Genomic DNA, 13,814 nt, shown 5'->3' on the forward strand with positions numbered 1-13,814 from the left:
TCCCACGAAGACTAGCCCTGAGCGCACCTGATGCCACGACAGACCCCCACCTTTTCAATGGCAGCCATGGCGGCGTTGCTGGCGCTGGCCATGGCGTTGGCGGCCTGCAGCCCCGCCTTCAACTGGCGCGAGGTACGCCCCGACAACACCCGCCTGAGCCTGTTGTTGCCCTGCAAGCCCGACAAGGCGCAAAAAACCGTGCCGCTCGGCGGCCAGCCGACCATGATGGTCATGCTGGGCTGCGATGCCGGCGGTGCGACCTTTGCCGTGGCGGTGGCAGACCTGGGTGATGCGGCCAAGGCTGCTCCCGTTCTGGCCCAGTGGCAAAGCCTGACGCTGGCCAACATGAAGGCCGCTCCGGCAGGTGCCGGAACCGGCCCGGGTGTCACGCAGGTCGTTTCATTCAAGCTCCCCGGCGCATCTGCGGAGCCCGCACCCGTGCTGGTGAGCGCCCAGGGGCAGCGTGCCGACGGGACCGCCGTGACGGGCCGGGCCGCCTACTTCGCCCAAGGGTCGCAGGTCTTTCAGGTGGTGATGTATGCGGGGACGACAACGCCAAAGCGCGACGCGGCGGCCGAGGTGGCGGAGACTTTTTTCGCAGGCCTCAAGTTCGAATGAAGCCAGCACCCTCCCACAAGATAAAGATGTAACGATGCGGACCAGACCTCCTGCTGTATGACAAGGGCGCAGAATGCCTCGCCATCGACGGCGGTAGCGACTGCTGCGACCGTTGGTCCGGCCGCGCCACGCCCGCTGGACAGGAAAACCGCCGCCATCGTGTTCCTGGCCTTTGCGGCCGCCTATTTCTGTTCTGCGCTGGTGCGTGCCATCACGGCCACGCTGTCGCCGGTGTTGAGCCAGGACTTTGCCCTGCAGGCACGTGACCTGGGGTTGCTGGGTGCGGGCTATTTTCTGGGGTTTGCGTCCACGCAGCTGCCGCTGGGCGCCTGGCTGGACCGCCATGGCCCCAAGCGCGTGATCCTGTGTTTCCTGAGCGTGGCCGTGCTGGGTTGCGTGGCCTTTTCGCTGGCGGGCACCTTTGCCTGGCTGTTCGCCGCCCGCGTGCTGGTCGGCATGGGCGTCAGCGCCTGCCTGATGGCCCCGCTCACGGGCTACCGCCGCTGGTTCGAGGGGCCTGCCGTTTTGCGTGCCAATTCCTGGATGCTGATGACAGGCTCGCTCGGCATGCTGGCCTCCACCCTGCCGGTGCAATGGCTGATGCCGTTGATCGGCTGGCGTCCGCTGTTCTGGATTCTGGCGGCGATGATTCTGCTGTCCATGGGCGTGATCGCCTGGGTGGTGCCTGCTTGGCAGAAGAATGCCGGCACAACCCACGGGGTTCCCGAGACGGCAGGCGCAGAAGCAAGCTACGCCTTGGTCTGGCGCAGCCGGTATTTCCGGAAAATGGCGCCGCTGGCTTTCTTCAACTACGGCGGCCTGGTGGCGGTGCAGACGCTGTGGGCCGGCCCGTGGATGGTCAGGGTGGCCGGCTACACGCCGCTGGAGGCGGCCACGGGTCTTTTCTACATCAACGCCGCCATGCTGGTGACTTTCTGGGCCTGGGGCATGGTCAATCCCTGGCTGGTCGGGCGAGGCTGGAGCGCCAATCGGCTGATCGGCTGGGGCGTGCCTGTCAGCCTGCTGGTTCTGGCGGCCAACATCCTCGCCGGCAGCGGCACGGGGTGGCTGGGCTGGGCTCTTTTTTGCATGAGTTCCAGCGCCCTGGGCCTGGCCCAGCCGGCGGTGGGCATGGCTTTCAGCGCGTCATTGGCCGGGCGCGCCATGTCGGCCTACAACCTGATGATCTTTGGTGGCGTGTTTGTGGTGCAATGGAGCATTGGCCTGGCTGTTGACGCATTCAGGGCCGCAGGACTGACCGAAGTGGCCAGTTTTCAGGCGGCCATGGGAGTGTTTTTATGTTGCTGTATCGCCTCATATGGGTATTTCCTCAGTGTGAACGCTGATAATTCACCCCAATGAACGGCATTTTCATCATCGCCCATGCTCCGCTGGCTTCCGCCCTGCGCCAGTGCATGCTGCATGTGTTTCCCGACAACGCCGCCGGCGTTGCGACGCTGGATGTGCAGCCCAACATGCCGCCCGAAGAAACGCTGGCCCAGGCCCGCGTCATGCTGGAGCAACTGGGCACCTCGCACGCCCTGGTGCTGGTGGACGTTTTTGGCGCCACCCCCTGCAACGTGGCGCAAAAACTGGTCGATGGGGTCCATTCCAAGCTGATCACAGGCGTCAACCTGCCCATGCTGCTGCGTACCGTGTCCTACCGGCACGAGTCGCTCGATGCTTTGGTGGCGCGCGCACTGGTGGGCGCCACGCAGGGGGTGATGCAGGTGGCTATCACCGCGCCGCAAAATCAGGTACGCAGAACTCATGATCAAGACCAGCACGAACATCAACAATAAGCTGGGCCTTCATGCCCGGGCATCCGCAAAACTCACCAAACTCGCCGGCAGCTTTCCCTGTGAGGTCTGGATGAGCCGGGGCGAGCGCCGGGTCAACGCCAAGAGCATCATGGGGGTGATGATGCTGGCGGCCGGGTTGGGCAGCACCGTGGACATTGAAACCAATGGGGAGCAGGAGCAGGCGGCGATGGATGCCTTGCTGGCGCTCATTGCCGACAAGTTCGGCGAGGGCGAGTAAGGATATGTCCCCAAGGGCTGATGTTCCTTGGGGCGGCCCTGCGAAAATGGGTGTTGCTCTTCATCGTGCCTGCTGCATCAGTTGCAGCAGTTGCGTCGGCCAGGTCACGAATTGAACCGGGCCCTTGTTCTTTGGTCTTGTGTTTTCTTTGTGCTTTGTTAATAGGGGAGTTGAATGACGTTTTCAGTCCACGGTCTGGCGGTGTCGCGGGGGATTGCGATTGGCCGTGCCGTGCTCGTGGCGTCCAGCCGTGCCGATGTGGCGCACTACTTTATTGACCCCGGCAAGACCATTGAAGAAATTACGCGTGCGCGGCTGGCGCGCAACGCTGTTGCGGAAGAAATTACCCGCCTGCAGCAGGATCTGCCGCCGGATGCGCCGCACGAACTGGCTGCCTTGCTGGATGTTCACCTGATGCTGCTGCAGGACGAGCAGCTAATCAGCGGCGTCAAGCACTGGATCACCGAGCGCCATTACAACGCCGAGTGGGCGTTAGCCACGCAGTACGAAATCATCGCCCGCCAGTTCGATGACATGGAAGACGAGTACCTGCGTGAGCGCAAGGCGGATCTGGAGCAGGTGGTGGAGCGCATGTTGCGCTACATGAAAGGCGTGGCCTCACCGGTGCAGCCGGTCGGGCCTGCCGGCGCCAGCCGCAAGCATTCGCAGGGGCTGCTGCTGGACGACACCATGGATGTGCCCCTGGTGCTGATTGCACACGACATCTCCCCTGCCGACATGCTGCAGTTCAAGCAGAGCCTGTTTGCCGGTTTTGCGACCGACGTCGGCGGCCGGACCTCGCATACGGCGATCGTGGCGCGCAGCATGGACATCCCCGCGGTGGTCGGCGCGCGCAGCGCCAGCCAGCTGATCGAGCAGGACGACTGGGTCATCATCGACGGTGACGCCGGCGTGCTGATTGTCGATCCCTCGCCCATCATCCTGGCCGAGTACGGCTTCAAGCAGCGCCAGGGCGAGCTGGAGCGCGAGCGGCTGAACCGGCTCAAGCACACCCCCGCCGTGACGATAGACGGGCAGAAAGTGGAGTTGCTGGCCAATATTGAAATGCCCGAGGACACCGTGGGTGCTGTCAATGCCGGCGCCGTGGGCGTCGGGCTGTTTCGCAGCGAGTTCCTGTTCATGGGGCGCAGTGGCGATCTGCCCGATGAGGAAGAGCAATACCGGGCTTACCGCAAGGCCGTTGAGGGCATGCACGGCCTGCCCGTGACCATCCGTACGGTCGACGTGGGCTCGGACAAGCCGCTGGACCGGCTGGACAAGGCGCAGGACAGCCACCTCAATCCGGCGCTCGGCCTGCGCGCCATTCGCTGGAGCCTGGCCGACCCGCCGATGTTTTTGACGCAGCTGCGTGCCATCCTGCGCGCCGCGGCCCACGGCCAGGTCAATTTGCTGGTGCCCATGCTGGCCCACGGCGCCGAGATTCGCCAGACCATGGCGTTGATTGACCACGCACGCGCCACACTGGACAGCAAGGGCACGCCGTATGGGCCGGTGCGCCTGGGCGCCATGATCGAAATTCCAGCTGCGGCGCTCACGCTCAAGCTCTTCCTCAAATACTTTGACTTCCTGTCCATCGGCACCAACGACCTCATCCAGTACACCCTGGCCATAGACCGGGCGGATGAGTCCGTGGCGCATTTGTACGACCCTTGTCACCCGGCGGTACTGCACCTGGTGGCCGGGACCATCGCGGAATGCAATGCGCAGGGCAAAGGGGTCAGCGTGTGCGGCGAAATGGCCGGCGACGTGGGCATGACGCGGCTGCTGCTGGGCTTGGGATTGCGCAGCTTTTCCATGCATCCGTCGCGCATCCTGGCGGTCAAGCAGCAAATCCTGCGGGCTGATGCCGGCAAGCTCAGCGTCTGGGCTGCGCAGGTGCTTGATGCGGAGGACCCGGCCGCCCTCATAAACGCCACCTTATTGCCCGCACCAGTGCCTGTGCCTGTACCAGCCAACGCCTAGGACCCTGTCGGGCTGGGGAGTCGTCGGCAAATCGTCGGCTGCAAATCGACCGCAGCGGTAATATTCCCCATTTTTCCCGTTTTTTTTGCCCCATGGCGGGGCTATCGGTATGGGCCTGTAAATCCGGCAAAAAACGGTCCTCTTCGGGGGCGATTTGCGCTTTTGGCGCCCCAAGCCCGACAGGCTTCTGGCCACTGCGCCACACGGGCTACACCTCTGGATACTCTGGACATATCTTGTTACACTGAAATTGGTACAAGGTGTGTCGGTGTGAGTGGGAGGACCAATGTCCAGTGGCCAGATCTCAGGAGATGGAAAATCGTCCGCGGTGCTTTCCGCGCACGATGAGTTGCTCGCTTGCTTGCTGATTGTTGCGCGAGCCCATGGCGAGGTTCTGACGCGTGACGCCGTCATGGCGGGCCTTCCGGCCGAACATCAGCGCCTGACGCCCAGCCTGTTTGTCCGCGCGGCCCGGCGTGCCCGGCTCAGCAGTCAGCTGGTCCGCAAAAACCTCGACCGGCTCAAGGATGCCCTGCTGCCCGCCATCGTGCTGATGCATGGTCAGAAGGCGTGCGTGCTGCTGGGCTTCAATGAAGACCGCAGCGCCGCCCGGATGGTCTATCCCGAGCTCGGCGACGCGCCGGTGACGGTGCCCCTGGCGAACCTGGAGACAGATTACACGGGCGTCTCCATCTATGTACGACCCAGCCTGCGCTTTGATGCTCGCGCCCCCGAAGTGCGCGCCGGCCGTCATGGCCACTGGTTCTGGAGCGTCGTGGCCGAGAGCCGGCCGCTCTACCGCGACGTGCTGCTGGCCGCCTTGCTGGCCAACCTGTTTGCGCTCGGCCTGCCCCTCTTCACGATGAACGTTTACGACCGCGTGGTGCCCAACCATGCGTTTGAAACCCTGTGGGTGCTGGCCTTGGGGCTGATGTTGATGTTGGTGAGCGACCTAGTGCTGCGCACATTGCGCAGCCGGTTTGTCGACCTCGCCAGCAGCCGTGCCGATGTCAAGTTGTCGGCCTTCATCATGGAGCGCGTGCTCGGCATGCGCATGGAGCAGCGGCCGGTCTCCGCCGGCTCGTTTGCATCCAACCTGCGGGCGTTTGAGTCTGTGCGGGATTTCATCGGCTCGGCCACCGTGGTGGCATTCATTGACCTGCCGTTCGCACTCATTTTCATGATCGTGATTGGCTGGATCTCCTGGCCCATGCTGATTCCCCTCGGCGTGGGCGCGGCCATCATGCTGCTGTACGCGCTGGCCGTGCAGGGCCGGATGCACGAACTGGCAGAAACCACTTACCGCGCGGCGGCGCAGCGCAATGCCACCCTGATCGAAGGACTCGTGGGCTTCGAAACCCTCAAGGCCCTGGGCGCCGAGTCAGCCATCCAGAGCAAATGGGAAAAAAGCGCGGCGTTGCTGGCGCGGGTGGGCGCGCAGTTGCGTTTGCTGTCGTCCACCGCCAGCAATACTTCGGCATTTGTGCAGCAACTCGTCAGCCTGGTCATCGTCATCATCGGCGTCTACGTGATTGCCGAACGCGAGCTGACCGTAGGCGGCCTGATTGCCTGCACCATGCTGGCCTCTCGCGCCATGGCGCCGGTGGGGCAGGTGGCGGGCCTGCTGGTTCAGTACCACACGGCCGCCACCGCGCTGACGTCGCTCAATGAAATGATGGCGCGCGACGTGGAGCGCCCGGCGGACACCACTTTCATCAGCCGTGGTCACCTCAAGGGAGCCATCGACTTCCGCGATGTGAGCTTCTCCTACCCGGGCCAGGATACGCCGTCGCTGCGCAACCTGACATTGAGCATCAAGCCGGGGGAAAGGGTGGCCATCCTGGGACGCATCGGCTCGGGCAAGACCACGCTGGAAAAACTCATTCTGGGCCTGTACCGGCCTACGACCGGGGCTGTGCTGGTGGATGGCGTCGACCTGCGCCAGCTTGACCCCGCCGAACTGCGGCGCCAGATCGGCTACGTGCAGCAGGACGTGATGCTGTTCTATGGCAGCCTGCGGGACAACATTACCCTGGGCGCACCGCTGGCAGAAGATGCCGACATTGTGAAGGCGGCCGAAATCGGCGGCATTATCGGGCTGGTGAACCAGCACCCCCAGGGCTTTGACATGCTGGTCGGCGAGCGCGGTGAATCGTTGTCTGGCGGGCAGCGCCAGGGCGTGGCCATTGCGCGTGCGGTCATCAACGATCCCCCCATCCTGTTGCTGGACGAGCCCACCTCGTCGATGGACTACTCCAGCGAAGAAGATATCAAGCGCCGCCTGAAGGAGTTTTCGGTCGGCAAGACCGTGGTGCTGATCAGCCACCGCACCTCGGTGCTGGAACTGGCGGATCGCATCATCGTCATGGACGGTGGCCGCATCGTGGCCGACGGTCCCAAGGATCAAGTGGTCACCGCACTGCGCCAGGGGCGCGTTGGAAAGGCTGCATGATGGCCTGGCTCAGCGAAAAAGCCTTTGAACGCCTGGGCGACTGGATCAGCCGGTCAACTAAATCCAGCCAGAAGGCGTTCGATCCGCTGGTCAAGCGGCTCACGCCGGTTGAGGAGCAGGACTCGCTCGACTGGGCAGGCGATGCCGACTGGGCCCGCCTGCAGCAGGAGCCCTTGCGCGCCAAGCGGCTGCTGCGTCTGGCCGCGGGCGTCCTGGGCTTGCTGGTGATCTGGGCCTACTTTGCCGAGCTCGACGAAGTCACCCGCGGCGAGGCCCGCGTGGTGCCGACCAGCCAGGTGCAGATCATCCAGAGTGTCGACGGCGGTGTGGTGGAGGCCCTGCTCGTCAAGGAGGGGCAGGTGGTCGACGCCGGCCAGCTGCTGATGCGCGTGGACCCGACGCGCTTTGTCTCCACCATGCAGGAAAGCCGCGCCGCCCAGCTGTCTTACCAGGCCAAGGCCTTGCGGCTGGAGGCCCTGACGCGGGGCAATCCGTTCAACCCGCCCGCGGAACTGGTACGTGAAGCGCCCGACATCGTCGCGCAGGAGTTGCGCCTGTATGAATCACGCCGGGCCGAAATCGGCGCCCAGCTTTACATATCTCAGGCCCAGCTGTCCCAGCGCCAGCAGGAGCTCAACGAAGTCCTTGCCCGCCGTGACCAGGCCGAGCGCAGCCTGGAACTGATGAACAAGGAGCTCAATGCCACACGCCCCATGATTGCCACCGGCGCTGTCTCTGAAGTGGAGGTGTTGCGCCTCGAGCGCGACGTGGCTCGCCTGCGCGGTGACCGGGAGCAGGCCACGGCGCAGATCTCGCGTGTGCAGTCGTCCATCCTGGAGGCTACGCGCAAGATAGAGGAAGTGCAGCTCACCAGCCGCAACCAGATGAGCGGCGAGCTGTCGGAGACCATGAACAAGCTGGCCAGCCTGTCGCAGGGCGGGCGGGCGCTTGAAGACAAAGTCAAGCATGCCGATATCAAGTCACCCGTGCGCGGCACCGTCAAGCGCCTGCTGGTCAACACCATGGGGGCGGTGGTGCAACCCGGCAAGGAAGTGGTTGAGATTGTGCCCCTGGACGACACGCTGATTCTGGAGGTGCAAATCACCCCCAAGGACATTGCCTTTCTGCGGCCCGGGCAGCAGGCCATGGTGAAGTTCAGCGCCTATGACTTTTCCATTTACGGTGGCCTGGAGGCGGATGTGATCAACATCGGCGCCGACTCGGTCATTGACGAAAAAGGCAACGCCTTCTACCACGTGCGGGTGCGCACGCACAAACCCAGCCTGGGTCCGAACCTCCCCATCATTCCGGGCATGGTGGCGCAGGTTGACATCCTCACTGGCAAGAAATCGGTGTTGGCTTATTTGCTCAAGCCCGTACTGCGTGCCAAAGCCAACGCACTGAGTGAGCGCTGAGCGAGCGATGAGTATCGAGCACCTGTTCCTGACCACGCCTGCCGCGCCTGTACCGGAGCGCTGGTGCGAGGCGTTTCCCGCAGGGCAAGTGCACAAGGCGCCGGCCATGCTGACCAGTTTGCGGGGCCGGCCCGCGAACACAAGCCTGGTCTGGATCAGCACCGCCGATGCGCAATGGGCTGTACATCTGCGCGAGATTCTGCAGGTCCTGCCTGGGGCGCCTGTCGTGGTGGTGTCCGGCCTGCCCCATCCACTCGAAGGCCTTGACGCTCTCGACAAGGGCGCGCGCGGCTACACCCATGCCTATGCCGTGCCTGCGCTGTTGCAGGAGGTCGCCCTGGTCGTCGAGCATGGCGGCCTGTGGGTGGGCCCGGACCTGATGCGTCGCCTGGTCGCCTCGACCCATGCGGCGCTCGCACGACTTCCTGCGGCACCTGCTGCCGCGGCTGCCCCTGGCCAAAACGTCTGGGCCCAATTGTCCGCACGCGAAGCCGAAGTGGCCCAGGCTGTTTCGGCCGGGCGCTCCAACAAGGAGGTGGCCGCCCTGATGCACATTTCAGAGCGCACCGTCAAGGCCCACCTCGGTGCGGTGTTCGAAAAACTTGGCGTGCGCGATCGTCTGCAACTCGTGCTGCGCCTTTCCGCCTCCACCGACGCGGCGCAGACCCCTGAGCGGGAGCTCTTGTCATGACTGATACACCGCCACCCGCAAGCGCCCTGCTGTGCCGTCGCAATGCTGCGGGGCGCATCGTCGCACTGACCCATCAATCCATGAGCGCGCAAGATGCGCTGGCCGCAGGCTGGGAGGCCGTGCATGGGGCTGATCCCGGGGTGGAAGAATTTGTACGCGAGGTCTCCAGCCAGACCAATCCACTGAGCCAGACCGATGCCGGCCTGGCCCGCGTGCTGGAAGATCTGATCGACGTACTCATCAACCGGGGGCTGATCCAGTTCACCGACCTGCCCGCTGCGGCCCAAGCCAAGCTGCTTGAGCGACGCCAGACCCGGGCCAGCCTGGCCAACCGGCTGGATTTGCTGCCCGACGACGGCGACAGCTTCCCGCTTTGATGCGGCGCGCTGCGGGGCAGCGCCGCTCCACATAGTCGCGGAATTGCGGGATTATTACCGGATAGCCCAAGATATGGACCTAAGTCCAATAGACGGGCTGGCGACGCCACCTTACTCTTCGGGTCATCAATGTTGATAACCTGGGCTCGCGGGCCCAGGCTTTTTTTTACCGGAGAGCATCATGGCCCAATTCGCTACCGTCGCCGCCATTACAGGAAATGGCACCGTTCTGGCTGTTGACGTGCAGGGCAAGACCCGCGCGCTCAAGGTCGGTGACACCCTGCAAAAAGGCGAGACCGTGCGCACCGTGGGCGACGTTCGCGTCGAGCTCATCATGGAAGACGGCCACCATCTGGCGGTCGCACCCGCGCAAAGCGTGCGGCTCGATGACAACGTGGCCGAGTCCGACCAGCGACCCACGGCCCAGGACAGCGCGGTCACCACCCCGGCCACGGCCGACACCGTCATCCAGGCACTCGAACGCGGGACCGACCTGAACCAGTCACTCGAGGCCACGGCGGCGGGTCTGGCCCCCGGCGGCGGCGTGGACGGCGGCAGCACCTTTGTGCAGTTGCTGCGCATCGCCGAGGGCGTGAGCCCGCTGGCCTACGAGTACAACTTTGTCCCGCCCGAACTGCAGCCCGATGTGCAGCAGATTCCGGAGGAGGCACTGCCACCCACGGTCAACGTCGGCGTCACCGTGGGCACGCAGGTCGGTATCGGCGAGGGCGGCCCCGGCCTCATCACCGGCGACATGATCCAGGGCACGGTCTCTGCGGCCGATGTGATCGAGGGCTCCGGCGGCGGCAGCAAGGCCGTCACCTTCCTGATCACCCTGGACAAGGTCTCCACGAGCGATGTGACGGTCACCTACACCATCGTGCCCGGCAGCGCGAGCAATCCGGCGGACTATTTCGACGGCGCGGCCACCGGCACGGTCACCATTCCGGCCGGCTACATCGGCTTCTTCGTCACCGAGAACATTGTGGGCGACATCCTGGTCGAAGGCAACGAAACCTTCACCATTGTCCTGAGCAACCCGATCGGCGCCACCCTGATCAACGACACGGCCACCGTGACCATCATTGACGACGACCACGCACCGGTGGCGGTCGACGACAGCAACAGCCTGACAGAAGACCAGATCTCCGTCTCGGGCAACGTGCTGCCCAACGATACCGATGCAGACGGCCAGACCCTGTCCGTGGTCGGCCCCTCGATCACGGTGACCAATGCGTACGGCACGCTGGTCATCGACAGCGCGACAGGCGCTTACACCTTCACGGTGAACGAAGCCACCCAGGCCGCCGCGCAGGCACTGGACGACGGCGAAACCATCAACATGGTCTTCCCCGATGTCTACCGGGTGACCGATGGCGCCAACCTGAGCAACCTGGCCGATGTGACCATCACCATCACCGGCACCAACGACGTGCCGAGGATCACCGTCGATCCCGGCAATGAAGGCGGCAACGACGTGGTGTTCGAGTCCGGTCTGGCAGCCGGCTCCAATGCCGCGGCCAGCAGTGAATTTGCCTCCGGCACCTTCACGGTATCGGATGCGGACGGCCTGGACGACATCCAGAGCGTCACCATCAACGGCGTCACCGTCGCGATTGGCAGCCTGGTGGGCCAGAGCTTCGCCGGCACCAACGGCACGCTGACGGTCACCGCCTACAGTGGCGGCGTTGCCAGCTACACCTATGAGCTGACCAGCCCGACCACGGATGTCGCCGGCACGGAGACCGACATCTTCACGCTGACCACGTCGGACGGCACGGGAACTTCCGCACCGGCGGCGATCACCATTGAGATCATTGACGATGTGCCGAACGCGGTGGATGACAGCAACAGCACCAGCGAAGACGCCGTGGCAGCCATCACAGGCGACGTCCTGGCCAACGACCTGCATGCCAATGGCCAGCCGGGTGCGGATACGCCGACCAGCTTTGTCTCGTGGGCGAGCACCACGGCCAGCTACGGCACCTTTACCGACACCGGCAGTGGCACCTACAGCTACACGCTGGACAACACCTTGCCGGCGGTGCAGGCACTCGATGGCGGTGAGAGCCTGACCGAGACCTTCAACTACACCATGACAGACGCGGACGGCGATCAGCAGATCGCCACGCTGACCATCACCATCAACGGCACCAACGACGTGCCGACGATCACCGTCGATCCCGGTAATCAAGGCGGCAACGACGTGGTGTACGAGGCTGGTCTGGCCATCGGTTCCGATGCGGCGGCCAGCAGCGAATTTGCCTCCGGCACCTTCACGGTATCGGATGCGGACGGCCTGGACGACATCCAGAGCGTCACCATCAACGGCGTCACCGTCGCGATTGGCAGCCTGGTGGGCCAGAGCTTCGCCGGCACCAACGGCACGCTGACGGTCACCGCCTACAGCGGCGGCGTCGCCAGCTACACCTACGAGCTGACCAGCCCGACCACGGATGCCGCCGGTACGGAGAGCGACGTCTTCACGCTGACCACGTCGGACGGTACGGGAACTTCCGCACCGGCCGCGATCACCATCGAGATCATTGACGATGTGCCGACGGCCTTCTCGAACACCAACAGCGTGGCCGAAGGCGCTGTGGTGGGCGGCAACGTGCTGACGGACGGCACGGACGACGTGTTCGGCGCCGACGGCGCGGCAGCCAGTGGCGGCGTGGTGGGCGTGCGGGTGGCCGGAGGCGACACCACGACGGCGGTGCAGACGGGCGTGAACACGGTCATAGCCGGCAGCTTCGGCACGCTGACACTGCAGGCCAACGGCAGCTACAGCTACGACGGCAGCCCGAACGTGGTGCCGCCGGCCGGCGCGACCGACACCTTTGTGTACACCATCAAGGACGGCGACGGCGACCTGAGCACGACGACACTGACGATCACGCTGACGGACAGCGGCCTGGCGGCAAGCAACGACGACATCACGGTCAACGAAGCGGCGCTGGCCACGGGCAGCAACCCGTCGAGCACGGCCGAGACGGCGGCCGGCACGCTGGTAGGCAACGTCAGCGGCGGCGCCGGCGGCTACAGCTACGCGCTGACGAGTCCGGCCGCAGGCAGCTTCGGCACGCTGACGCTGAACGCGGACGGCAGCTACAGCTACACGCTGACGCAGCGCTTTGACACCAGCCCGGACGCCAACAACGGCACCAACACCGAGAACAACCGCGACACCTTCACCTACCAGGCGACGGATGCCAACGGCAACACGGTGACCAGCACCATCACCGTGGACATCGTGGACGATGTGCCGACAGCCTTCTCGAACAGCAACAGCGTGACCGAAGGCGCTGTGGTGGGCGGCAACGTGCTGACGGACGGCACGGACGACGTGTTCGGCGCCGACGGCGCGGCAGCCGGTGGCGGCGTGGTGGGCGTGCGGGTGGCCGGAGGCGACACCACGACGGCGGTGCAGACGGGCGTGAACACGGTCATTGCCGGCAGCTTCGGCACGCTGACCCTGCAGGCCAACGGCAGCTACAGCTACGACGGCAGCCCGAACGTGGTGCCGCCGGCYGGTGCGACCGACACCTTYGTGTACACCATCAAGGACGGCGACGGCGACCTGAGCACGACGACGCTGACGATCACGCTGACCGACAGCGGCCTGGCGGCAAGCAACGACGACATCACGGTCAACGAAGCGGCGCTGGCCACGGGCAGCAACCCGTCGAGCACGGCCGAGACGGCGGCCGGCACGCTGGTGGGCAACGTCAGCGGCGGCGCAGGCGGCTACAGCTACGCGCTGACGAGTCCGGCCGCAGGCAGCTTCGGCACGCTGACGCTGAACCCGGACGGCAGCTACAGCTACACGCTGACGCAGCGCTTTGACACCAGCCCGGATGCCAACAACGGCACCAACACCGAGAACAACCGCGACACCTTCACCTACCAGGCGACGGATGCCAACGGCAACACGGTGACCAGCACCATCACGGTGGACATCGTGGACGATGTGCCGACAGCCTTCTCGAACAGCAACAGCGTGACCGAAGGCGCTGTGGTGGGCGGCAACGTGCTGACGGACGGCACGGACGACGTGTTCGGCGCCGACGGCGCGGCAGCCGGTGGCGGCGTGGTGGGCGTGCGGGTGGCCGGAGGCGACACCACGACGGCGGTGCAGACGGGCGTGAACACGGTCATTGCCGGCAGCTTCGGCACGCTGACACTGCAGGCCAACGGCAGCTACAGCTACGACGGCAGCCCGAACGTGGTGCCGCCGG

General features: G+C 64.8%; 10 protein-coding genes. All 10 read left to right on the top strand.

Going from position 1 to position 13,814, the window contains the following annotated elements:
• Nucleotides 1-30 precede the first annotated feature (30 nt).
• Nucleotides 31-618, top strand: a complete 588-nt coding sequence (locus tag AC1DS5_RS23955) for a hypothetical protein (protein ID WP_477720740.1) — start codon at nucleotides 31-33, stop codon at nucleotides 616-618.
• A 57-nt stretch (nucleotides 619-675) separates the two neighbouring features.
• A complete protein-coding gene (locus AC1DS5_RS23960; RefSeq protein WP_477720741.1) occupies nucleotides 676-1,980 on the top strand; it encodes an MFS transporter in 1,305 nt (434 codons plus the stop codon).
• Nucleotides 1,977-2,420, top strand: a complete 444-nt coding sequence (locus AC1DS5_RS23965) for a PTS sugar transporter subunit IIA (RefSeq protein WP_477720742.1) — start codon at nucleotides 1,977-1,979, stop codon at nucleotides 2,418-2,420. Before AC1DS5_RS23960 ends, AC1DS5_RS23965 begins: the two co-directional genes overlap by 4 nt.
• Complete coding sequence (locus AC1DS5_RS23970; RefSeq protein ID WP_477720743.1) at nucleotides 2,389-2,658, top strand: HPr family phosphocarrier protein; 270 nt, start codon at nucleotides 2,389-2,391, stop codon at nucleotides 2,656-2,658. Before AC1DS5_RS23965 ends, AC1DS5_RS23970 begins: the two co-directional genes overlap by 32 nt.
• Nucleotides 2,659-2,832: 174 nt before the next feature.
• Nucleotides 2,833-4,641 carry a phosphoenolpyruvate--protein phosphotransferase gene (gene ptsP, locus AC1DS5_RS23975; protein ID WP_477720744.1) on the top strand — a complete coding sequence of 603 codons (1,809 nt, stop codon included), beginning with the start codon at nucleotides 2,833-2,835 and terminating at the stop codon, nucleotides 4,639-4,641.
• Nucleotides 4,642-4,927: 286 nt separating this feature from the next.
• On the top strand, nucleotides 4,928-7,093 hold the full coding sequence (locus AC1DS5_RS23980) for a type I secretion system permease/ATPase (RefSeq protein WP_477720745.1): 2,166 nt from the start codon (nucleotides 4,928-4,930) through the stop codon (nucleotides 7,091-7,093).
• Nucleotides 7,090-8,508, top strand: a complete 1,419-nt coding sequence (locus AC1DS5_RS23985) for an HlyD family type I secretion periplasmic adaptor subunit (RefSeq protein WP_477720746.1) — start codon at nucleotides 7,090-7,092, stop codon at nucleotides 8,506-8,508. Before AC1DS5_RS23980 ends, AC1DS5_RS23985 begins: the two co-directional genes overlap by 4 nt.
• Nucleotides 8,509-8,515: 7 nt before the next feature.
• Nucleotides 8,516-9,199 carry a response regulator transcription factor gene (locus AC1DS5_RS23990; RefSeq protein ID WP_477720747.1) on the top strand — a complete coding sequence of 228 codons (684 nt, stop codon included), beginning with the start codon at nucleotides 8,516-8,518 and terminating at the stop codon, nucleotides 9,197-9,199.
• Nucleotides 9,196-9,576: a hypothetical protein gene (locus AC1DS5_RS23995; RefSeq protein ID WP_477720748.1), complete on the top strand. Its 381-nt coding sequence runs from the start codon at nucleotides 9,196-9,198 to the stop codon at nucleotides 9,574-9,576. Before AC1DS5_RS23990 ends, AC1DS5_RS23995 begins: the two co-directional genes overlap by 4 nt.
• Before the next feature lie 181 nt (nucleotides 9,577-9,757).
• A partial coding sequence (locus tag AC1DS5_RS24000) for a retention module-containing protein (RefSeq protein WP_477720749.1) occupies nucleotides 9,758-13,814 on the top strand: 4,057 nt, incomplete at its 3' end.

The sequence above is a fragment of the Polaromonas sp. P4_H1 genome (assembly GCF_056400945.1).